General features: G+C 67.8%; 22 protein-coding genes. 10 read left to right on the plus strand and 12 right to left on the minus strand.

The features are described from left to right. Positions 1 to 77: 77 nt before the first annotated feature. The gene (locus QZ471_RS15680) at positions 78 to 1,412 is read right to left on the minus strand and encodes a CitMHS family transporter (protein WP_295465384.1); all 1,335 of its coding nucleotides are present in this window, start codon (positions 1,410 to 1,412) and stop codon (positions 78 to 80) included. Positions 1,413 to 1,655: 243 nt separating this feature from the next. Further along, positions 1,656 to 2,597, minus strand: a complete 942-nt coding sequence (locus tag QZ471_RS15685; protein WP_295465386.1) for a LysR family transcriptional regulator — start codon at positions 2,595 to 2,597, stop codon at positions 1,656 to 1,658. Positions 2,598 to 2,696: 99 nt separating this feature from the next. Between QZ471_RS15685 and QZ471_RS15690 the strand changes: the two genes are divergently transcribed. After that, positions 2,697 to 3,449, plus strand: coding sequence for an SDR family oxidoreductase (locus QZ471_RS15690; RefSeq protein ID WP_295465388.1), 753 nt, complete (start codon positions 2,697 to 2,699; stop codon positions 3,447 to 3,449). A gap of 69 nt (positions 3,450 to 3,518) precedes the next feature. Here QZ471_RS15690 and QZ471_RS15695 read toward each other — a convergent pair whose 3' ends face one another. Then, positions 3,519 to 4,421 carry a homocysteine S-methyltransferase family protein gene (locus QZ471_RS15695; RefSeq protein ID WP_295465390.1) on the minus strand — a complete coding sequence of 301 codons (903 nt, stop codon included), beginning with the start codon at positions 4,419 to 4,421 and terminating at the stop codon, positions 3,519 to 3,521. Positions 4,422 to 4,520: 99 nt separating this feature from the next. On the opposite strand from QZ471_RS15695, the gene QZ471_RS15700 reads away from it, so the two are divergent. Both QZ471_RS15700 and QZ471_RS15705 read left to right on the plus strand, forming a co-directional pair. Continuing rightward, entirely contained in the window at positions 4,521 to 5,342 is an 822-nt protein-coding gene (locus QZ471_RS15700) for an ABC transporter substrate-binding protein (RefSeq protein ID WP_295465392.1), read from the plus strand. After that, a complete protein-coding gene (locus QZ471_RS15705; protein WP_295465394.1) occupies positions 5,339 to 6,145 on the plus strand; it encodes an amino acid ABC transporter permease in 807 nt (268 codons plus the stop codon). The genes QZ471_RS15700 and QZ471_RS15705 overlap by 4 nt, the downstream gene beginning before the upstream one ends. Here the strand turns inward: QZ471_RS15705 and QZ471_RS15710 are convergent. Next, the gene (locus tag QZ471_RS15710) at positions 6,142 to 7,566 is read right to left on the minus strand and encodes a PLP-dependent aminotransferase family protein (protein WP_295465396.1); all 1,425 of its coding nucleotides are present in this window, start codon (positions 7,564 to 7,566) and stop codon (positions 6,142 to 6,144) included. The genes QZ471_RS15705 and QZ471_RS15710 overlap by 4 nt on opposite strands. An 80-nt stretch (positions 7,567 to 7,646) precedes the next feature. On the opposite strand from QZ471_RS15710, the gene QZ471_RS15715 reads away from it, so the two are divergent. The 5 genes from QZ471_RS15715 to QZ471_RS15735 all read left to right on the plus strand — a co-directional run bounded on the left by QZ471_RS15715 (position 7,647) and on the right by QZ471_RS15735 (position 11,552). Beyond that, entirely contained in the window at positions 7,647 to 8,279 is a 633-nt protein-coding gene (locus tag QZ471_RS15715) for an FMN-binding negative transcriptional regulator (RefSeq protein ID WP_295465398.1), read from the plus strand. Positions 8,280 to 8,293: 14 nt separating this feature from the next. Further along, positions 8,294 to 8,743 carry a GNAT family N-acetyltransferase gene (locus tag QZ471_RS15720; protein WP_295465400.1) on the plus strand — a complete coding sequence of 150 codons (450 nt, stop codon included), beginning with the start codon at positions 8,294 to 8,296 and terminating at the stop codon, positions 8,741 to 8,743. Continuing rightward, complete coding sequence (locus QZ471_RS15725; protein ID WP_295465402.1) at positions 8,740 to 9,405, plus strand: GNAT family protein; 666 nt, start codon at positions 8,740 to 8,742, stop codon at positions 9,403 to 9,405. The genes QZ471_RS15720 and QZ471_RS15725 overlap by 4 nt, the downstream gene beginning before the upstream one ends. Positions 9,406 to 9,471: 66 nt before the next feature. Continuing rightward, a complete protein-coding gene (locus QZ471_RS15730; RefSeq protein ID WP_295465404.1) occupies positions 9,472 to 10,194 on the plus strand; it encodes a response regulator transcription factor in 723 nt (240 codons plus the stop codon). 2 nt (positions 10,195 to 10,196) lie between these two features. Next, positions 10,197 to 11,552 carry a HAMP domain-containing sensor histidine kinase gene (locus tag QZ471_RS15735; protein ID WP_295465406.1) on the plus strand — a complete coding sequence of 452 codons (1,356 nt, stop codon included), beginning with the start codon at positions 10,197 to 10,199 and terminating at the stop codon, positions 11,550 to 11,552. A 430-nt stretch (positions 11,553 to 11,982) separates the two neighbouring features. Here the strand turns inward: QZ471_RS15735 and QZ471_RS15740 are convergent, their stop codons facing one another. The 8 genes from QZ471_RS15740 to QZ471_RS15775 all read right to left on the minus strand — a co-directional run bounded on the left by QZ471_RS15740 (position 11,983) and on the right by QZ471_RS15775 (position 19,383). Further along, positions 11,983 to 13,926: a TonB-dependent receptor gene (locus QZ471_RS15740; protein WP_295465408.1), complete on the minus strand. Its 1,944-nt coding sequence runs from the start codon at positions 13,924 to 13,926 to the stop codon at positions 11,983 to 11,985. An 82-nt stretch (positions 13,927 to 14,008) separates the two neighbouring features. Next, positions 14,009 to 14,443 carry a CBS domain-containing protein gene (locus QZ471_RS15745; RefSeq protein ID WP_295465410.1) on the minus strand — a complete coding sequence of 145 codons (435 nt, stop codon included), beginning with the start codon at positions 14,441 to 14,443 and terminating at the stop codon, positions 14,009 to 14,011. A gap of 66 nt (positions 14,444 to 14,509) precedes the next feature. Further along, a complete protein-coding gene (locus tag QZ471_RS15750) occupies positions 14,510 to 15,355 on the minus strand; it encodes a metal ABC transporter permease (RefSeq protein WP_295465411.1) in 846 nt (281 codons plus the stop codon). Beyond that, positions 15,355 to 16,209, minus strand: a complete 855-nt coding sequence (locus tag QZ471_RS15755) for a metal ABC transporter permease (protein WP_295465413.1) — start codon at positions 16,207 to 16,209, stop codon at positions 15,355 to 15,357. Before QZ471_RS15755 ends, QZ471_RS15750 begins: the two co-directional genes overlap by 1 nt. Beyond that, positions 16,209 to 16,970: an ATP-binding cassette domain-containing protein gene (locus QZ471_RS15760; RefSeq protein ID WP_295465415.1), complete on the minus strand. Its 762-nt coding sequence runs from the start codon at positions 16,968 to 16,970 to the stop codon at positions 16,209 to 16,211. The genes QZ471_RS15755 and QZ471_RS15760 overlap by 1 nt, the downstream gene beginning before the upstream one ends. After that, on the minus strand, positions 16,967 to 17,860 hold the full coding sequence (locus QZ471_RS15765; protein WP_295465417.1) for a metal ABC transporter substrate-binding protein: 894 nt from the start codon (positions 17,858 to 17,860) through the stop codon (positions 16,967 to 16,969). The genes QZ471_RS15760 and QZ471_RS15765 overlap by 4 nt, the downstream gene beginning before the upstream one ends. A 196-nt stretch (positions 17,861 to 18,056) precedes the next feature. Beyond that, positions 18,057 to 18,188, minus strand: a complete 132-nt coding sequence (locus tag QZ471_RS15770; RefSeq protein WP_295465419.1) for a hypothetical protein — start codon at positions 18,186 to 18,188, stop codon at positions 18,057 to 18,059. Between the two features lie 145 nt (positions 18,189 to 18,333). Beyond that, positions 18,334 to 19,383: an AraC family transcriptional regulator gene (locus QZ471_RS15775; RefSeq protein ID WP_295465421.1), complete on the minus strand. Its 1,050-nt coding sequence runs from the start codon at positions 19,381 to 19,383 to the stop codon at positions 18,334 to 18,336. Between the two features lie 171 nt (positions 19,384 to 19,554). Here QZ471_RS15775 and QZ471_RS15780 point away from each other — a divergent pair, with 171 nt between their 5' ends. Both QZ471_RS15780 and QZ471_RS15785 read left to right on the plus strand, forming a co-directional pair. Continuing rightward, positions 19,555 to 20,943: an NAD(P)-binding domain-containing protein gene (locus QZ471_RS15780; protein WP_295465423.1), complete on the plus strand. Its 1,389-nt coding sequence runs from the start codon at positions 19,555 to 19,557 to the stop codon at positions 20,941 to 20,943. 12 nt (positions 20,944 to 20,955) lie between these two features. Next, positions 20,956 to 21,822: an SDR family oxidoreductase gene (locus QZ471_RS15785; RefSeq protein ID WP_295465425.1), complete on the plus strand. Its 867-nt coding sequence runs from the start codon at positions 20,956 to 20,958 to the stop codon at positions 21,820 to 21,822. Positions 21,823 to 21,842 lie beyond the last annotated feature (20 nt).

The raw sequence follows: 21,842 nt of genomic DNA on the forward strand, positions 1-21,842 counted from the left end.
CTCTAAAGGAAAAGGCGCGCCGAACGACGCACCCTTTTCGAACAGCCGGCAAGGCTAGTCGTACAGTTGGTAAAACTCTAGCGGCTGTACAGCGGAAACACACCCAGTAACAAAGCACCGACCAGCAGGAACATGCAGGTCACGGTGGCCCATTTCAGGGTGAAGCGCTGATGGTCGCCGAACTCCACCTTGGCCAGGCCCACCAGCAGGTAGGTCGAGGGCACCAGGGGGCTGAGCAGGTGCACGGGCTGACCGACGATGGAGGCCCGAGCGATCTCCACCGGGCTGATGCCATAGGCCGCGGCGGCCTCGGCCAGCACCGGCAGCACGCCGAAGTAGAAGGCGTCGTTGGAGATGAAGAAGGTGAATGGCAGGCTGACCAGGGCGGTGATCACCGCCATGTACGGCCCCAGGGCGTCCGGGATCACCGCCAGCAGGCCCTTGGACATGGCGTCGACCATGCCGGTACCCGAGAGGATGCCGGTGAAGATGCCCGCGGCGAAGATCAGCGAAACCACCGCCAGGACGTTCTCGGCATGGGCGGCGATGCGCTGCTTCTGCATGTTCAGGCAGCGATAGTTGACGATCATGGCGATGCCGAAGGCGATCATGAACAGCACCGGCATCGGCAGCACCCCGACGATCAGCGCGGCCATCAGCGCCAGGGTCAGCAGGCCGTTGAACCAGCGCAGGTGCGGGCGGCGGGCCTCGGCGCACTGGGAGACGGTGACATCGGCGCCTTCGGTCTCGCCGATCTGCAGGATGCCCAGACGGGCGCGTTCGCTGCGGCCATAGAGGTAGGCGAGGAAGAACAGCCAGGCGATGGCCAGCAGCATGGGCGCGATCATGGGCACGAAGACGTCGGCCGGGTCCACGTGCAGGGCGCTGGCGGCGCGGGCGGTCGGACCGCCCCAGGGGGTCAGGTTCATCACCCCGCTGGAGAGCAGCATCAGGCAGGTCATGATCAGCGGATTCATGCCCAGGCGCCGGTACAGCGGGAACATGGCCGCCACGCAGATCATGTAGGTGGTCGAGCCGTCACCGTCCAGGGACACCACCAGGGTCAGAAAGACGGTGCCCATGGCTACCTTGAGCGGATCGCCCTTGACCAGCTTGAGGATCCAGCGCACTGCCGGATCGAACAGGCCGGTGTCGATCATCACCGCGAAGTAGAGGATGGCGAACAGCAGCATCACGCCTGTGGGCGCCAGCTTGCGGATGCCGTCGAGCATCATCGGACCGAGGGCGTCGAGCTTGACGTGGCCGAGGCTGGCGAATTCGCTGGATAGCGCCCAGGCCAGCACGGCGAAAGCGATCGGCACCATGGTCAGGGCGATCAGCGGAGACAGGCGCTTGGTCATGATCAGGTACATGAAGGTCATGACCATGGCGAAGCCGAGGAAAGTCAGCATGGGGAGTACCTCTGGATGTTCGCGAAAAGGAAGAGGGTTCAGCCGCGGCGCAGGGGCGCGGTGAGAGCGAAGATCCAGGGGAGGCGGGCGCGCGGGGACGCCGAGAAGGACAGATACGACATGGCGAGAATCCTGGTTATTTTTGTAGGCACGTCGCCCGCTCACGGAGGCGGGTCTTGAGGGGATCCTAAGCCGTCAACCTTTCGCCAGCCTTGCGTGGCGAAAGGCGGATGTTGCGGGATGTCACGAAGCGGACGGGGGTAGCGCCGCGGTGCTCGTCTGCCAGCCTGGGGCGCTCAGGTGCTCGACGAAGAAATCGAGCAGGACCTGGATCTTGGTCGGGCGACTGCGCGCCGAGGGCGTCACGAAGTAGAGCCCGCCACGGGTCAGGTGCCAGTCCGGTAGCAGTCTTACCAGGCGGCCATCGGCCAGGTACTCGGCGGCGATGAATTCCGGCAGCTCGGCGATGGCCAGGCCTTCCAGCAGCACCGGCAGCAGGGCCTCGGAATTGGTGACGCGCAAGGGGCCGCGGGGCAGCACGCTTTCCTCGCGACCGTCGGCGTGGGTGAAGCGCCACACCTGGCTGCGCGCTCGATAGGCATAGCTCAGGCAGGCATGCCCGGTCAGCTCGGAGGGGTGGCCAGGATGGCCGTGGTGCGCCAGATACGCCGGCGCCGCCACCAGCAATTGGCTGACTGCGCAGAGACGCCGGGCAACCAGCGACGAGTCGGGCAAGGCGGCGATACGCAAGGCGGCGTCGAAACCCTCCGCCACCAGGTCGACGGTAGCATCGGACAGGTGCAGATCCACCGTCAGCTGGGGATAGCGGCGCAGCAGCTCGGGCAGCAGCGGCGCGACCCAGCGCAGGCCGAAGGCCATGGGTACCGCCAGCCGTACCTGGCCTCGCGGCTGGACCGCACGCGCCTGGGCTTCGCTCTCCATCGCTTCCGCCTGGCAATAGAGCTCGCCAGCCCGGGCGGCCAGATCGCGGCCGAATGCGGTCAGCGACAGCTGACGCGAGGTGCGATTGAGCAAGCGGCTGCCCAAGCGCTCCTCCAACCGCGCCACCGCCCGCGACACGGTGGCTACCGATACCCCAAGTACCCGTGCGGCGGCAGCGAAGGAACCCTCCTCGGCAACCTTGGCGAACATCGCCAGGCCTTCGAAATCCGGCAATCTGCTCATTTCATTTCTGCAACGGTGACTTGCCAATCATTCTATTTTGCAAGACAGGGCAGGTCGATAGGCTGACTCCACCTGATCACAACCTCTTGGAGATTCAGCATGACCCTCAAACTCACCGACAAGATCGCCCTCGTCACCGGCGCCACCAGCGGCATCGGCCTGGCCACCGCCAAACTCTTCGCCCAACAGGGTGCCCACGTCATCCTCACCGGACGGCGGCAGGCCGCGCTGGACGCCGCCGTCGCCCAGGTCGGCAACGCCACCGGCATCGCCGTGGACTCCTCGCGACTGGACCAGCTCGATGCCCTCTACGAGCGCATCCGCCGCGAACACGGACGCCTCGATGTGCTCTTCGCCAATGCCGGCGGTGGCAGCATGCTGCCGCTCGCCGAGGTGACCGAAGCCCACTACCACGACACCTTCGACCGTAACGTCAAGGGCACGCTGTTCACCGTACAGAAAGCTCTGCCGCTGCTGGCAGACCAGGCCTCGGTCATCCTCACCGGCTCCACCGCCGCCAGCACCGGCACCCCGGCCTTCAGCGTCTACGGCGCCTCCAAGGCCGCCATCCGCGCCTTCGCGCGCAACTGGATCCTGGAGCTGCAGGGCCGCGGCATCCGCGTCAACATCCTGAGCCCCGGCGCCACCCGCACTCCGGGCCTGGTGGAACTGGCCGGGCCGGACGCCGCCCAGCAGCAGGGCCTGCTGGACCACCTCGCCAGCCAGATACCCCTGGGTCGTGTTGGCGAGCCGGAGGAGATTGCCAGGGTCGCGCTGTTCCTGGCCTCTAGCGATTCCAGCTTCGTCAACGGCGCAGAGCTGTTCGCCGATGGTGGCCAGGCGCAGGTCTGAGCGGCGCGTTGCGGCAAGAAAAAAGCGGACAGTGCCGGGGGCGCTGTCCGCTCTTTTTTACCTCTGGCGTCAGCCACGCAACCGCTGGTCGAGCACCGCGATATGCTCCGGGCCGATGCCGCAGCAACCGCCGATCAGACTGGCACCACGGGCCTGCCAGTCCTGGGCGAAGCTCAGGTAGCCGGGCGGATCCAGGTCCGGCCGTAGGGGGTCGAGGCCGTCGTTGGCGGTGGCCTCTGCCGGCTGGGGCGGAAAGGCGTTGGCATAGGCGCCAAAGGGAATCTCGACTCCCGCCGCGGCAAAGGTCGTCCGCGCGGTATCCAGCGCCGCCGCCATCACCTCGGGCTGGCTGCAATTGAACAGTAAGGCTCCGGCGCCCAGCGCCACGGCCAACTGCGCGGCCGCGGCCACCGGCTCGCCCGAACGCAGCCGCGGCACCTCATCCACATCTTCATCTTTCAAGGTAAAGGACAGCCACAGCGGCTTGCCATCGTCCGGCAGCCCGGCGGCGATGGCCCGTACCTCCGCCAGCGAACTCTGGGTTTCCGCCAGCCAGAGATCGACATGGGGCGCCAGACCGCGGATCAGCGGCTGCAGCACCTCGTCCACCCGCGCCGGCTCGAACAGGTCGGGACGGTAGGAGCCGAACAAGGGCGGCAGGGAGCCTGCCACCCGTACCGGCTGCCCGCTGGCCGTCACCGCTTGCCGTGCCAATTGGCCAGCCCGCGCGGCCAGGGCCTCGCCTTCGGCGGCGAAGCGCTCTTCGCCGATATGGAAGGGCACCACCGCATAGCTGTTGCTGGTGATCACCTGGGCGCCGGCCTCGATATAGGCACGATGCACGGCTTCCACCTGCTCCGGTGCCTCGCTCAGCGCCAGGGCCGACCACTCCGGCTGGCGGAAGGGCGCGCCGCGGCGCTGGAGCTCACGGCCCATGCCGCCGTCGAGAAGAACGAGATTCACGTTAGCCATATAGCTCTTTCACTTTCCCTTATAACCAAAACAGAGTTCAATATCGGTTCTCATATCTCTCTAATACCAGGCCCTCTTAACCTTTGCAAAGGACGCCCCATGAGAAACGCTCTGCTATCGGCCCTAGGCCTGACCCTGGCGCTGGTCGCCACCTCGGCCTCGGCCGGCGCCACCCTGGAGCGCATCAAGGCCAAGGGCGAGCTGGTCAATGTGCTCATGGAAAGCTATCCGCCCTTCTCCCAGCTCAACGCCCAGAATCAGCTGGAAGGCTTCGACGTGGACGTGGCCAAGGCGGTGGCCGACAAGCTGGGCGTCAAGCTGCGCCTGGAAACGCCGTCCTGGGACGTGATCGCCGCCGGCCGCTGGAGCGGTCGCTACGACGTCTGCATCTGCTCCATGACCCCCAGCCAGGCCCGCGCCCAGGTGTTCGACTTCCCGGTCAACTACTACGCCTCGCCGGCGGTGATCGTGGTCAACGCCGGTGACGAGCGCATCCACGGCGCCAAGGACCTCTCCGGCAAGAAGGTCGGGGTCACCAGCGCCTCCTCCTACGAGAGCTACCTGAACAAGGACCTGACCATCGAGGGCCAGGAGGACAAGCCGCTAAGTTATCCCTTCGATGATGTCCAGGTGGTGCCCTTCCCAGACGACAACGTCGCCTTCCAGGACCTGGGCCTGGGCGCCGGCAAGCGCCTGGACGCGGTGCTGACCAACCTGGTGACCGCCCAGCCGCGCCTGGCCCAGGACAGCAAGTTCAAGCTGGCCGGCGCGCCGCTCTATGCCGAGCCCAACGCCGTGGCCATCGAGAAGGGCGATCCGGAATTCGCCGCCAAGCTGCGCGAGATCGTCGACGGGCTGCGCCAGGACGGTACCCTGAAGCGCATCTCCGAGAAGTGGATCGGCGCCGACATCACCCAATGACTGAGCTACCGCCCCCGGACCAGCGCCGCCCCCTGCTGAGCTTTCGTACCCGCGTCTGGCTGACCTGGCTGGCGCTGCTGGCCGGGGGCGTGGTCTTCGTGCTCGGCTTCGATCTCAAGTTCGCCAGCGTCTGGCCGCGGCTGCCCAACCTGGTGGGCTGGCGCCTGGGCCCCAATGGCTTCCTGCAGGGCGCGGCCCTGACGCTGTTCCTCAGCCTCTGCTCCATCGCCGTCTCGGTGCTGCTGGGCTTCGCCGCGGCGCTGGGGCGACTGTCGTCCAGCGCCCTGGCCTATGGCGTGGCCACCTTTTACGCCTCCTTCTTTCGCGGCACCCCGCTGCTGATCCAGATCCTGCTGATCTACCTGGGTCTGCCACAGATCGGCGTGGTACCCGGCGCCATCAGCGCCGGCATCCTCGCCCTGTCGCTGAACTATGGCGCCTACCTCAGCGAGATCTTTCGCGCCGGCCTGCTCGGCGTCCCCGCCGGCCAGCGCGAGGCGGCCCTGGCCCTCGGCCTGGCGCCACGGGTGATCTTCTGGCGCGTCACCCTGCCCCAGGCCATGCGCAGCATCATCCCGCCCACCACCAGCCAGTTCATCTCCATGCTCAAGGACTCCTCCCTGGTCTCGGTGATGGGTGTCTGGGAAGTGATGTTCCTCGCCCAGTCCTACGGCCGCTCCAGCTATCGCTACCTGGAGATGCTGACCACCGCGGCGGTGCTCTACTGGCTGATGTCGCTGGCGATGGAGTTCATCCAGTCGCGCCTGGAACAGCATTACGGGAAGGCGTATCGGGGGCGTTAGGCCCAGGCGCTACGCAATCGCACCAGGGCTTGGCCGATCCGCACCTCCGGTACCGCCGCGAAGCCCAGCACCAGCCCGGCGCGGGCGTCGGGCGAAAGCGGGCCTTCGGGTAGCCAGTAGCGCGACAGGGCGTTGAGCTCCACGTCCACGGCTGCCGCCTGGGCCACCAACTCGGCTTCCCGGGCCAGGTTCGTCACCGGCAGGCAGAGGTGCAGCCCGGCAACCGGCACGCTGGGCGTGGCGCAGCCGGCGACCTGGGGCCAGCCGGCCAGCAAGGCATCGCGGCGCGCCCGGGCGGCACGCCTCATCCGGCGGATATGGCGCTGGAAGTGGCCCTGCTCGATGAAGTCGGCCATCACCGTCTGGGTGGCGCTGTCGAGATGGCGAATTCCGGCGCGCTGCAAGGCCAGCAGCGCCGGCACCAGGGCCGGGGGCGCCACCAGATAGCCCAGGCGCAGACCGGGAAAGGCGATCTTCGAGAAGGTGCCGACATAGAGCACCCGGCCATGGCGATCCAGCCCAGCCAGGGGTGCCAAAGGCGCGCCCTGGTAGCGGTACTCGCCGTCGTAGTCGTCCTCGATGATCCAGCCATCCGCCTGCCGGGCCCAATCCAGCAGTGCCAGCCGTCGTGGCAGGGAGAGCACGGCGCCGGTGGGATACTGGTGCGAGGGCGTGACATAGACCAGCCGGCAGTCTCGCTGACCGGCCAACTGCTCCACCACCAGTCCTGCCCCATCCACCGGCACTCCCAGCAACCGCGCCCCACCACTCTGCAACGCCAGGCCCGCGGCGCGATAGCCGGGGTCCTCCATCGCCGCCAGGGCACCGGGTGCCAGCAGCAACCGGGCGCACAGTTCAATGGCCTGCTGCGCCCCGCTGGTGATGAGGATCTGCTCGGGTGTGCAGACCAGCCCGCGCGCCTGGCGCAGATAGGCGCTCAGCAGCCGCCGCAGGCGCGGCTCACCGCCGGGTTCGCGATAGCCCAGCAGTGCCGCGTCCGGATTGCGCCAGAAGCGCTGTTGCAACCGCGCCCAGGTGGCGAAGGGAAACAGATCCACCGCCGGCAACCCGACCCGGAAGGCGCGCGGGGCGCCAGGCGGAACGCTGGCAGGGGCTGGCGATGCCGTCGGTACGGCACTCGTTTGAGGCGCCAGCGCCTGGGTTATACCAGCCACGTAGGTGCCGTCGCCCTGGTGACTGTCGAGAAAGCCTTCGGCCAGCAGTTGCTCGTAGGCGGCGGTCACGGTGTTGCGCGAGACGCCCAGCAATCGCGCCAGTTCGCGACTGGCCGGCAGCCTTACCCCAGCCGCCAGCTCGCCGGCCAGGATGCGCCCGCGCAAGCCTTGATAAAGCTGGCGGGCCAGGCCCTGGCCCGGTTCCAGCAGCAGGCCCGAGGGATCGAATCCCAGCATGATTGGCACCCTAGAAGTCGCAGGAATTGGCTCTTACAGGGAGCCAAAGCCGACCTTAGCATGACGAGACGCTACTGGAGACTTCAGTCTTGTACCCCAATCCCGCTTTCCGTCTAGACGACGTGCCGAGGTTGCACCAGCACCTGCGCGACCAGGCCCTCGCCCTGCTGGTCAGCCAGACCGCCAGCGGCCCCTTGGTCAGCCATCTGCCGCTCTGGCTGGACCCTGCCGAAGGTCCCTATGGCACCCTCTATGGTCATCTGGCGCGCAGCAATCCCCAGGCCGAGGCGCTGGTCGAGGATGGGCGGGTGCTGGCGGTGTTCCAGGGTCCCCAGGCCTATGTCAGTCCGTCGCTCTATCCAGGCAAGGCCGAACATGGCCGGGTGGTGCCGACCTGGAACTACCAGGCGGTGCACGCCCGCGGCACGGTCGAGGTGTTCGACGACCCCGAGCGCCTGCTGCCCTTGCTGGAGCGCCTCACCAACCAGCACGAAGCCGGACGGCCCCTGCCCTGGCGGGTGGCGGATGCACCGGCGGATTACCTGCAGGGCATGCTGCGCGCTATCCGCGGCCTGCGCCTGCCCCTCGACAGTCTCGCCGGCATCGCCAAGCTCAGCCAGAACCGCAACGCCGCCGACCGCGAAGGCGTCCGCCAGGGCCTGGCCGCCAGCGCCGATCCGAGCGACCAGGCCGTAGCCGAGCTGATGACCGCCCCGTCCTGACCTCGGAGCCAACCATGACCATCCGCCCCCTCACCCCGCACGACCACGCCGTCTGGCACGAGCTCTGGCAGGCCTACCTGGCCTTCTACGAAACCGTCCTGCCGGAGACCACCTATGCCAGCACCTGGCAGCGTCTGCTCGACCCACACGAACCCGTGCAGGGCGCCCTCGCCTGGGAGGGCGACCGTCCCCTGGGGCTGGTGCACTTCATCTATCACCGTTCCTGCTGGACCGAAGCCGACTACTGCTACCTGCAGGATCTCTATGTCGCTGCGGGTCATCGTGGCGGCGGCCTGGGGCGTGCCCTGATCGAGCATGTCTACGCCCAGGCTGCGGCCGCGGGCTGCGACCGGGTGCACTGGCTGACCCAGGAAACCAACTATCCGGGGCGCCAGCTCTATGATCGCATCGCCACCCGTTCCGGCTTCATCCAGTACCGCCACCTGTTGGGAGACCGCCCATGACCACCCTCGCCTGGACCCCGGCCCGCATGCCCCAACCTCGCCTGCTGCAGGGTCAGCATGGCCGCCTGGAGCCCCTCGATCCGGCACGCCACGGTGCCGACCTCTGGCACACCCTGCATGCCGACGACCCGGCGCTGTGGGACTTCCTGCCCTACGGCCCCTTCGCCGAGCGGGCCGCCTTCGACGCCTGGTTGGCCAGCCTGGCCCAGGGCCGCGATCCGCTGTTCTATGCAGTGGTGGACCCGCGCGACGGCCGGGCCGTGGGGCAACTCAGCCTGATGAGCATCGTCCCGGAGCACGGCAGCATCGAGATCGGCCATGTCGCCTTCGGTGGACGGATGCAGCGCACACCCCTGGCCACCGAGGCCGTGTACCTGCTGATGCGGGAAGCCTTCGCTCTGGGCTATCGCCGGCTGGAGTGGAAATGCGACAACGCCAACACCCGCTCGAAGCGCGCCGCCGAGCGGCTGGGCCTTAGTTACGAAGGCATGTTCCGCCAGCACCGGGTGGTCAAGGGCCGCAATCGCGACACCGCCTGGTTCAGCTTGCTGGACGGGGAATGGCCGCAGGTGCAGGCCGGCTTCGAGCGTTGGCTGGCGGCGGACAACTTCGATGCCGAAGGCCGACAACGCAGCGCCTTGGCGGTCGCTCCCGGCAAATGAGAAGCAATACCAAGCGGACCGGCAAAGCGTTATCCTAGAGCGCTCGCTGCCACCGCCCCCATTGCCGTGACCGCCATCCACGTCCTTCTCGTCGACGATCACCGAAAGCTGCGCGAACCCCTGGCCACCTACCTGCGACGCCAGGGGTTCGAAGCTACCCCCGCGGCCGACGCTACGCGGATGAAGGCCTTGCTCGCCGAGCAGCGTTTCGACGTCATCGTCCTCGACGTGATGCTGCCGGATGGCGACGGCTTCAGCCTCTGCCGCGAACTGCGCGAACGCAGCGACACGCCGGTGATCCTGCTCACCGCCTGCGGTGAGGTGGATGACCGCGTGCGCGGCCTGGAACAGGGCGCCGACGACTACCTGACCAAGCCCTTCGAACCGCGCGAGCTGGTGGCACGGATTCGTACCCTGCACCGGCGCTACCAGGCGACCGCCCCGGCGCTCCCAAGCGAGCCCGCACCGGCGGCGGCCTATCGCTTCGCCGACTGGCACTACATCCCCCTCACCCAATGCCTGCGCCATCCCGACGGCAGCGCCCGGCGCCTGGGCCAGGCCGAGGCTCGGCTGCTGCTGGCCTTCCTGCGCCAGCCCCAGGCCGTGCTGCATCGGGATCGACTGCTGGCCCAGGTGCGAGCGCCCGACCGCGAACTGGAAGACCGCTCTCTGGATCGCCAGGTCAGTCGCCTGCGGCTGCGCCTGGCCGATGCCGCCGGCGAGTCGCCACTGCGTACCGTCTGGGGCCGCGGCTATCTGCTGGATTGCCCGGTAGAGGCGCTGGACTAGCCTTGGTCACGCCCTGGCGGAGTTGGTTGCAGGGCATCACGCCGCGCCTCTGTCTGCTGTTCTGCGCCACCCTGCTGCTGGCGCATGCCGCCGCGGCACTGGTGCTGCACCAGACCGGCTCGCTGGTCCATCCGTTGTCCTACGGCCAGGCCCTGGAGCGCCTGGCGGTCGCTCGGACCGCGGTGGATCGTCTGCCCGCGGCGCAGGCGGACGCCCTGCTACGGGTACTGGCCGAACCTCCGGCGCGACTCTGGATGGCCACCACGCCCGAGGTGGCCCCCTTCCCCATGCTCAGCGAGGAACGGCGCCTGGTCCGCGATCTGGCGCGGCGCCTGGGGCAATCCGAAGCCGGCCTGGTGATGCAGCTGGAAAGCATCGCCGGCGAGGCCGCCCGTGCCTCGCCGCTGACCGCCGCCGGCTGGGCGCCCCTGCAGCTGCGCAGCAGCCTGGCCCTGCCCGACGGCCGCTGGCTCAATGCCGTGCAATACCCGGCGCGCAGCGATGGCTGGCTGACGGCCCTGGGCTGGTCGCTGCTGCTGGGCGCCGTGCCGGTGCTGCTGCTCGGTTGGCTGCTGATCGGGCAACTGGTGCGACCGCTGCGGCAACTCACCCGTGCCGCCGAAGGACTCAGCCGGGGCGAGCGCAGTCGCCTGGACGTCCGCCGGGGGCCGCGCGAGGCGCGGGAGCTGGCGGCGGCCTTCGAATTGATGCAGGAGCGGCTGCTGCGCCATCTGGACGACCGGGTGCGCATGCTGGCGGCCATCAGCCATGACTTCAACACCCCGCTGGCCGCGCTGCGGGTCCAACTGGCCCTGCTGGAGCCCTCGGTCGAACGCGACGACATGGAAGAAAGCCTGGGCGAGCTGGACGCCATGGTGCAGGAGACCCTCGACTTCATCCGTGGCGAGCGCCAGACCGAAGCCCACCAGGATGTCGACCTGAGCGCCCTGCTGCAGGACCTGCACCAGCGCTACCGGGCGCTGGGCCAGCCGGTGACCTGGTCGGGCGCCGGATCGACCCTGCTGCGGGGTCGCCCGCTGGCGCTCAAGCGCGCCCTGGGCAATCTGCTCGACAATGCCCTGCAGCACGGCGGCAGCGCCACGCTCGAACTGTCGCGCCCCGCGCCCCAGCTACTTCGGCTGGACATCCTCGACGACGGTCCCGGCCTGCCGGAGGACCAGTTGGAACGGGTCTTCGAGCCCTTCTACCGACCGCCGGGCCAAGACTCCGCCCGCGGGCTCGGCCTCGGCCTGGCCATCGCCCGGGCCTGCATCCTCGCCCATGGCGGCGAGCTGCAGCTGCACAATCGCCTGCAAGGCGGACTCTGCGCCCGGGTGCTGCTGCCGTCAGCCACCTAGTTCGGGGCGTGCATGACGAAGTCCAACCGTCCTTTTTGTTGGGGCAGCCAATATCGGGTTTCGGCGTCTGAATCCTCTCAGCTGATCGTGGCCATGGCGGTCCGCCGATGCGGCCGCTCCTACAAAAGCATCACTCCCTGTAGGAGCGGCCCATGGCCGCGATAGCCCAAGCCAGAGCAGCGGACCACCCTGATCGCGTCAAGACTGTGGCTCCCAAACTGGCGACACCCTGATCGATAGGGATCTCACTGGTACTGGAGACAAACGCCTGCCCGGCTGGCCCACTCTCCCTTTGAGAGAGGGTTAGGGTGAGGGCATGCCTTACAGAGGCCTCCCTAGTGGAAAAGGCTACGCCGTTTTTCACGCTACGGCTCCGGCAGCGATCTTGCGCTCACCACGCAGAGGTTCCACGTGGAGCATCCGAGTCCCCTTAGAAGCTCAGGGTCGCGCTCACCCAGAGATGCCGGCCGTAGTTCACCGTGCCATAGGTCTCGTCGTCCAGGCGGCGGTCACTGAGGTTGCGGATCGCAGCATTGAAGCTCAGGTTGCGCGTCGCCACGAAGCCGCCGCCTACGTCCCAGGTGGTGTAGGCCGGTGCAGCCTCGCCGGTAAGGGTGGCGTCGTATTCCTCGCCATAGTAGTCCAGCGCCGTCCACAGATTGAGGCGCTCCGACAGGGTCCAGTCCAGCCGCAGATTGGCCTTGCGCTCCGGAGTCAGGGCCAGGGGAGCGCCCTGGTTGGGGCCGCTGCGCTGCTCGGAATCCAGGTAGGTGAAATTGCCACCCAGGCGCAGGGCGTCGGTGATGTCCCAGCCACCGCTGAGCTCCACGCCGCGCATCACCGCCTCGTCGACGTTGATGCGATCCATGCGGATGTAGCCGTTCCAGCGCTCGGTGGTGGTTACCGTGGACAGCTTGTCCTGGAAGTCGTTGTAGAACAGCGTCGCCGCGGCGTCGAGGTTGCGGCGGTTGGACCAGAGCGCCGCCACCTCGTAGTTGGTGCTGGTTTCCGGCTTGAGATCCGGGTTGCCGAGCATGACGAAGCGATTGCGCCGCAGATAGGCGTAACCCGGCGCCACGGCGCGGATTTCCGGTGCCTTGAAGCCGCGCGAGACACCGCCCTTGAAGGTCCACTCGGGAGTGGCGTGCCAGACGCCATAGAGGCGCGGACTCCAGTGGTTGCCGTACAACTCGTGGTGATCCAGGCGCAGGCCGCCGGTGAGGGCGAAGCTGTCGGTGATGGCCCACTCGTCCTCGGCGAACAGCGCCTGCTGGGTCACCGCGAAGGAATACTGGCGGCGATCGTTCAGCCCCTGGTTCCAGTCCTGCACCTCGCCGCGGTTGTATTGCAGGCCGGTGGTGAGCAGGTGGTCGTCCAACGGGGTCACCAGCTTGGCGTCGAACACGGTGTTCTCGACCTTGGGCTTGCGCCCATAGACATCGGTCTGCGCCGGCGTAGCCAGGCCTTCGCGGGAGGTCTGCTCGTGCAACAGCGAGACGTCCGAACGCATCCCGCCCGTCCAGTGACCGGTGTGGCTCAGCGACCAGTGATCGCGGTCGTTGTCCTGCTGGCGGGTTGCCCAGTTGTCGCTCAGGCCATCACCGTTGCGCAGGCGCGTCTGCCCGGCTTCGAGCAGGAACTCGTGATCCTCGTTCGGGGTGAAGACCAGGCGCCCGGTCAGGTCGCGGTGGCGTGCCTTGCTGAAGCCCTGGGTCTGCTCCACGTCATCGTCGGCCTGGCGATCCAGGTAGCGGCCCCAGAGCTGCAGGCCGAGCAACTCGCTGTGCAGCGGACCGCTCAGGTAGAACTGGCTTTGCCGCGAATTACCCTGGTTGCTGTGCTGCTGGGCGAGGTAGTCGGTGGTCAGGGAGCCGTTCCAGGTGGCGGCATTCTTCTTGGTGATGATGTTGATCACCCCACCGATGGCATCGGAGCCGTACAGCGAGGACATCGGCCCGCGTACCACTTCGATGCGCTCGATGGCGGCGGCCGGCGGGATGAAGCTCTGCTCGTAGCCGCGGTTGCCGTTGACCCGGGACTCCCGGCCGCTCTGGCGCTTGCCGTCGACCAGGATCAGGGTGTAGTCGCCGGGCATGCCGCGGATGGAGATGTCGGCCTCGTTGGCCGAGCCGTTGACCACTACGCCCTCGACGTCGCGCAGGGCATCGCCCAGGTCGCGCACCGGACGCTTGCGCAGGGTCTCGGCGTCGATCACCGTGACCGAAGCCGGGGCGTCTTCCAGCCGCTGTTCGAAGCCGGATGCCGTGACCACCGTGGTCTCGAGTTCGGTGACCTCTTCGGCGCCGGCCGCGAGGCTGGTCGCGACCAGGCCGAGCGCCAGGGGCGCGGGGATGAAGCGTTGCAGCCTTGCCATGTAACGTGCCCTCCAACTGGGAAAGGGCACGAATGGTAATGATTGTCGTTACCGCATTTGGGACAGGTTGAGACAGCCGTCCTCACTCGCCGCGGATGTAGCCTTCCAGCTGGCGGATCAACTCGGCCTGTTCGACCATGGTTTCCTTGACCAGGTCGCCAATGGACAGCAGCCCGATCAGCCGACCATTGCCCATCACCGGCAGGTGGCGCAGGCGGTGCTCGGTCATCAGCGCCAGGCACTCGGCGACGGTCTGCTGCGGCAGGATGATGATCACCGCGGCGGTCATGATGGCGCTCACCGGGGTGGCATAGGAGGAACGCCCCTGCAGCACCATCTTGCGCGCATAGTCGCGCTCGCTGACGATGCCCACCAGTTCGTTGCCGCGCAGCACCGGCAAGGCGCCGACGTTCTTGTCGGCCATCAGTTGCAGGGCTTCGAGTACCGAGGCCTCCGGCGTGGTGGTATAGACGTCTTGCTGGGTTTTGGCGGCGAGCAACTGGGCGACGGTTTTCATGATTGTTCTCCTGAGGGAAGGCGAGCGTGACCGGGAGCGCCTGGCCAGGCCAGTCAACCGATTACATCAGGCCGATTGAACGCCCTTATCGCCCGAGCGACGTCGATCCCGCCACAGGCGCCATGTCAGGGCCAGCAGAAAGCCCGCGGTCAGCAACACCACCAGGGTCGGCGCCGGGGCGCTGTCCCAGGCCAGACTCAGCAGCACGCCGCCCAGGGCCGCCGTCACCGCCAGCGCCGTGGCCACCAGCAGCATCATGCCAAAGGAGCGGGTCAGCAGAAAGGCAGTCGCCCCCGGGGCGATCAGCAGCGCCACCACCGGTACCATGCCCACTGCCTGCAGAGCGCCGACCACGGTCAGGGCGATGAGGCCGAGCAGGCCGTAGTGCAGCAGCGCCACCGGCAGCCCCAGCGCCCGCGCCTGGGCGGCATCGAAGGCCAGCACCAACAGGTCACGCCAGCGGCAGGCCAGCGCCACCACCACCACGGCGGCAATCACCGTCATCTGCCAGAAGGCCGCCGGGGTCACTCCCAGCAGATCGCCGAGCAGGATGTGGTCCAGGTGCAGCTCGGTAGGCAGCCTGGCGTGCAGCACCAACCCCAGGCCAAACATGCCGGAAAAGACCACGCCCATCAGACTGTCCTGCTTCACCCGGCTGTGGCGCTTGAGATAACCGGTGGCCAGGGCGCAACCCAGCCCGGCGACGAAGGCCCCTACCACCAGCGGTGCGCCCAGCGCCGAGGCCAGCACCAGGCCGGGAAAGACCGCGTGGGCGATGGCGTCGCCCAGCAGCGCCCAGCCCTTGAGTACCAGGAAGCACGACAGCAGCGCCGTGGGCACCGCCACCAGCACGGCCATCAGCAGCGCCTGGCGCAGGAAATCGACCTCGACGGTCAGCCGCAGCCACTCCATCAGCCCGCCTCCGCCGTCTGCCGTGCCCGCCGTCGGTTGGCCAGCAGGCCGTGACGCGGCGCCAGGACGAAGGCCAACAGGAACACCAGCGTCTGCAAGACCACCACGCAGCCACCGGTGGCGCCATCGAGGAAGTAGCTGAGGTAGGTGCCCAGCAGCCCGCTGCCGACGCCGATGGCCACGCTGATCAGCACCACCCGCGAGAAGCGATCGCTGAGCAGATAGGCCGTCGCCCCCGGCGTCACCACCAGCGCGATGACCAGAAAGGCGCCCACCGTTTGCATCGCCGCCACGGTGCTCAGCGCCAGCAGGGTAAAGAACAACAGCCTGTATGCCTTGGGATTGAGACCGCAGGCGCGCGCCTGGCCCTCGTCGAAGAACACCAGCAGCAGATCGCGCCACTTCAGCAGCAGCACCAACAGGGAGACGGCGGCGACGATCAGCAACTGGCGACTGGCCTCGGGGGTGATCGCCAGGATGTTGCCGAAGACGATGGTCTGGATGTCCACCGCCACTGGCGCCACGGACACCAGGAACAGCCCGCCGCCAAAGAAGGCGCTGAAGATCAGCCCGATGATGACGTCTTCCTTGAGCCGGGTGTAGTGCCGCAGCCCGAGCATGGCCCCGGCCGCCGCGCCGCCGGCGAGAAAGGCGCCCAGGGCCAGCGGCAGGCCGAGCAGATAGGCGCCGGCCACGCCGGGCACCACTGCATGGGACAGGGCATCACCGATCAGCGACCAGCCCTTGAGCATCAGGTAGGCGGAGAGAAAGGCGCACAACCCGCCCACCAGCGCCGCCGCGCCCAGGGCATTCCTCATGTAGCCGTAGGCCAGGGGTTCCAGCAGCCCTTCCATCAGGCACGCTCCCGCCGCCGCGGCGCCGATCGAGCGCCGTCGAACAGCCGCAGGGCGCCGCCAAAGGTGCGTTCCAGATTTTCCTGGGTAAAGACCTCGGCGGTCGGTCCCTGGGCCAGTACGGTACGGTCGAGCAGCACGGTGCGGTCGCAGAAGCGCTCGATGCTGGCCAGGTCGTGGGTCGAGACCAGCATCGAACGCCCTTCGGCGCGCAGCGCCTGGAGCAGTTCGATGATGGCGCGCTCGGAAGTGGCGTCCACGCCAGTGAAGGGTTCGTCCAGGAGGATCACCCGGCTGTCCTGGGCCAGGGCGCGGGCGAGGAAGACGCGCTTCTTCTGGCCCCCGGAGAGTTCGCCGATCTGCCGCTTGCGCAACTCGGTCAGCCCCACCCGGGCCAGGGCGGCATCTACCGCCTGATGATCGGCGGCGCGGGCAAGGCGGAGGAAATTCATCCGTCCATAGCGGCCCATGAGCACCACGTCTTCCACCCGTACCGGAAAGTCCCAGTCCACGTCTTCGCTCTGGGGCACATAGGCGATCAGGTTACGCTTGAGCGCCTGGGCCACCGGCAGGTCAGCGACCCGCACCTGGCCGGAACGGACCGGCACGAAGCCCATGATCGCCTTGAACAGCGTCGACTTGCCGCTGCCGTTGACGCCCACCAGGGCGGTGATGGAGCCGCCGGGGACCACTAGGCTGGCCTCGCGCAGGGCGGTATGGCCGTTGCGATAGGTCACGCTGACCCCGTCGAGCACGATCATGGCGCCAGCCCCTGCACCAGGGTTTCGGTGGTCACTCGCAGCAGGTCGAGATAGGTGGGGACCGGGCCGTCGGCCGCGCTCAGGGAATCCACGTAGAGCACCCCGCCGTAACGGGCGCCGCTCTCCCGCACCACCTGTTCGGCTGGTGCGGCAGAGACGGTGCTCTCGCTGAACACCGCCGGAATCCGCTCGGCGCGCACCGTCTCGATCACCCGGCGGACCTGCTGCGGGGTGCCCTGGGCATCGGCGTTGATCGGCCAGAGATAGAGCTCCTTGAGCCCCAGGTCGCGCGCCAGGTAGCTGAAGGCGCCCTCGCTGGACACCAGCCAGCGGCGCGGTTCGGGAATCGCCTGCAACTGCTGGCGCAGGGGGTCGAGGGTGGCGGTGATGCGCGTCTTGTAGGCCTGGGCGTTACGCCGGTAGGTCTCGGCATTGGCCGGATCGTGCTGCACCAGGGCATCGCGGATGTTGTCGATGTAGACCAGCGCCGCCTGCGGCGACATCCAGGCATGGGGATTGGGCTTGCCGGCATAGGGACCCTGGGCGATGGCGATGGGCTCAATTCCCTCGGAAACCACCGCACTGGGCACGTCCTTCATGCGGCTGAAGAAGCGCTCGAACCAGAGCTCCAGGTTCAGGCCATTCCACAGCACCAGCTGGGCATCGCGGGTCTTCAGCAGATCGCCCGGAGTGGGCTGGTAGTTGTGGATCTCGGCGCCGGGCTTGGTGATGGATTCCACCCGCGCGGCGTCGCCCGCCACGTTGCGCGCCATGTCGGCGATCACCGTGAAGGTGGTCACCACCTTGAACGGCTCGGCGGCCTGGGCGGCATTCCCCAGCAGCAATCCCAGCAGACCCGCCAGGGTCCAGCGTCTCGTCTTCTCCAGCATCCGGCCCGCCTCTCGGTGGTTATAGCCTTGGCTAAATTAGATAGCACAACCTATCAGAGGTGCAGGGAGACTTTGTAACCTGGGATGAGAGGGGTGAAGGACAAAGACATACAGGGCAAGGCGCCTCGTTCAAGACATGATCAAGGCGCTGATGAGGAGTGCAGAGGCCAGGCGGCCTGTGCCTGATCGGCAGGAATCAGTGTGCAGCCTGGGCCGTCATGCCGCGCGAGCGCTCGGGCTGGGTCTCCAGCGGACGACGTCCGACAGGCTGGTCGAGCAGCTTGTCCAGCAGACCACGCAGGGCGCGTTTCTTGAGATCTTTCAGCATCGCGAATCCTCCCGGGATCGTTATAGCCTTGGCTATATTAAATAGCAGACCCTATCGAGAGGTGTTAGTGCTTTTTCTCAATCGGATAAATAGAGATGACCTAAACCTCTTGGGCGCGAGAGATCCGACGAGCCAGGAGCGATGCTTAGTCGCCCTCCTCTAACGGCGTCCTCAGGCGGCGACGGGCTTCCTGCGGCGCCAGGCCCGTCCAGCGTCGGAAGGCCCGGCGGAAGTTGCGCAGATCGCCAAAGCCGGTTTGGAAGGCCACCTCGGCCAACGCCAGGTCAGCCCGGCCGAGCAGCGTCAGGGCGCGATCACGACGTGCTTCGTCGACCAGCGCCTGATAACGGGTACCCGCCGCTTCGAGCCGGCGTCTCAGGGTCCGTTCGCTGAGATTGAGCGGCGCGGCCAGTTGCGCCAGGGTCGGCGGCGCATCCAGCCGCTTGCGGATCTCGCGCTGTAGGCCCTCGACCAGATCTGTTCGCAGCGGATCGCAACCGCCAGCCGCGCCCAGCAATTCGATCACCTCGGCGGCCACGGCGTCGTCGCGGGTGGCGAGGGGCAGGTCCAGCCAGGCAGGGTCGAATTCGATGGCGGTCGCCGGCGCGGCGAAACGCACCGGGCACTCGAACAAGGCCGCATAGCGCTCGCCATGTGGCGGAGCGGGATAGTCCAGGCTCAGCGCCCGCGGCGGCAGTCGGGTCCCGGCCAGGTGGCGGGCGACACCCAGTACGCTGGCCAGCCCTTCCTCCATGTAGAAGGCGGTCACCGCCGGCTCGTGGAAGCGTGGCGTCAGCACCAGCCGCACCGCCGCCGTCCCCTGCTCCAGGCCGTAGTCGAGCATGGCGCCGGCCTGCTGCTGGTAGTGCAACCCCAGCTCCAGGGCCGCACCCAGGGTGGCACAGGCCTGCATGCCGAGGCCGACCAGACCGAGCGAGACGCTGGTCTGCCGGGCGCCGACCGCCAAGCCCAGGCCGTCGTCACCCAGCTGCGCCAGGCAGCGCCTGACCAGCAGATAGCCCTGCCGGTGCGATAGGCGAAAGCCCGGTCGCTGCACGTCGGCCGCCGTGAACCCCAGGCCACGGCAGAGTCGCTCCACGTCAGCGTGGCGTTCGGCCGCCACGCGCAGCAGCAGCCGTGACACCTGGGGCGGCGCCGAGGCACGGGAAAAGCGCGGATCGACGGGGTCCGGCATGACGACGCTCCTCGGGCGAGAACCTGGCCGGACGTTAACCCAGTGGCGAGCGGACGAAAATCCCTCGGCAACGGCTGTCCGTTTCGGCCCCCTTCCCTGGCCGCCGCCACCCTGCCGTGGCCTCTCCACCCGCCGCTAAGGTTGCCTCGACACCCACGCCTGGAGACCCGCATGAACGACGACCTTCCCTACCAGGACTGCGGCGAGCGCATCTGCATCGTCGGCGGCGGCCCCGGCGGCCTGTGCATGGCCCGCGCCCTCAAGCGCCGCGGCCTGGACTACGAGCAATTCGAGCGCCACAGCGACTTCGGCGGCGTCTGGGACCTGGATAACCCCGGCACGCCCATGTACGAATCCGCCCACTTCATCTCGTCGCGAGACCTCTCGGGCTTTCTCGACTATCCGATGCCCCGCGCCTTTCCCGACTATCCCGGCAATCGCCAGATCCTCGACTACCTGCGCGCCTTCGCCCGCACCTTCGGCCTCTATGCCCAGGCCCGCTTCAACACCGCCGTCGAACGGGTCGACAAGGATGCAGATGGCCGCTGGATCGTCACCCTCGACAGCGGTGAACGCCGCCGCTATCGGGCACTGATCTGCGCCACCGGCTGCAACTGGGACCCCAACCTGCCGGAGATTCCGGGGCACTTCAGCGGCGAGATCCGCCATGCGGTCAGCTACCGGCGCGCGGCGGAATTCCAGGGCAAGCGGGTGCTCATCGTCGGTGCTGGCAATTCCGGGGCCGACATCGCCTGCGACGCCGCCGCCAATGCCGAGCGCGCCTTCATCAGTCTGAGGCGCGGCTACCACTTCATCCCCAAGCACCTCTTCGGCGTGCCGGCGGACGTCTTCGGCGAACGCGGTCCGCGCCTGCCGCTGTGGCTGGAACGGCCGCTGTTCCAGGGGCTGCTGCGCCTGCTGCAGGGCGACCTGACCCGCTTCGGTCTGCCCAAGCCGGACCATCGCCTGTTCGAGAGTCATCCGTTGCTCAACAGCCAGCTGCTGCACCACCTGCAGCACGGCAATATCCAGGCGCGTCCGGATGTCTCCCACTTCGAGGGCGACCAGGTGGTGTTTCGCGATGGCAGCCGGGAGAGTCTCGACCTGGTGCTCTATGCCACCGGCTATCGCTGGAGTTGCCGCTACGCCGCCGACTATTTCACCTGGCAGCACGGCCGCCCGCAGCTCTATCTGTCCATCTTCAGTCGCGAGCACGCCAATCTATTCGGCATCGGCTATCTGGAAACCAACTCCAGCGCCTACAAGCTGTTCGACCAGGAGGCCCACCTGATCGCCTGTCACCTGGCCGACCAGCTCCAGCGCCCGCATCAGGCCCGCGAATTCCAGGCGCTGATCCAGCAGGACGATCCGGACCTCTCCGGCGGCATCCGCTTCGTCGACTCGCCACGCCACGCCGTCTACCTGGAGGTGCACGCCCTGCAGAACTACCTGCGCCAGCTGCGGCGCCGGCTGGGCTGGAGCGCGTTGACCCCGGGCTATTTCGATCCCCTGCGCCAGGCGCCCGAGCCGCTTCCGGCCAGCCTGCCCACCCCGTCCTGAGCGAGCCTGCCCATGAGCGACGTTATCCTGATCACCGGTGCCGCCGGCGGCATCGGTCAATGCCTGGCGCGGCAACTCAGCCGCCGGCCGGTCCAGCTGGTCCTGGTGGATCGCGACGCCAGGGGCCTGGCCGCCCTGCGCGCCGAGCTGGGCGAAGCCACCCTGACCTACGCCGCTGATCTCTGCGACGAAGACCAGTTGGCCGCCCTGATCGACTTCGTCCAGCAGCGCTGCGGTCGCCTCGACGCCCTGGTCAACAACGCCGCCATCGTCCGCGTTGGCCCCCTGACCGAACGCAGTCCGGCCAGCATTCGCCAGGAACTCGACATCAACCTGCTGGCCCCCCTGCTGCTCTCGCGGCTGGCTATCCCCCTGCTCCGACGCTCGACCAATGCCCGGCTGGTCACCACCGTCTCCCTGGCGGGCATCTTTCCCACCCCGGAGAGCCCCGTCTATTGCGCCAGCAAGTTCGGCCTGCGCGGCGCCATGCTCGCCCTGGCCCAGGATCTCGCGCCCCAGGGCATCCGCGTCTGCTGCGTCCTGCCGTCGGCCACCGACACCCCGATGCTGCGCCACGAGGCCATCGCCGGCGGCAATGCCCTGCAATTCATGGATCCGCCCCAGTCACCCGAGACGGTGGCGCGGTTGCTGGTCCGGGTGCTGGATCGACCGCGTCTGGAAAGCGCCCCGCGCGCTGGCGAACTCTGGCTGAGTCGCCTGGCGATGCTGGTGCCCGATCTGCTGCCGCGCCTGTTGCCGTTCTTTCAGCGCCGTGGCGAGCGTGGCCTACGCCGCTATCTAAGCGACCTGGAGCAACGCGGCCTGGCCGAACGGCACGAGGGCGCCTGGCGCCTGCGTCCGGACGACCAGCCCGACTAGCCTTCTTTCGGAAACAAAAA

The sequence above is a fragment of the uncultured Pseudomonas sp. genome (assembly GCF_913774235.1).
Classification (GTDB): domain Bacteria; phylum Pseudomonadota; class Gammaproteobacteria; order Pseudomonadales; family Pseudomonadaceae; genus Chryseomonas.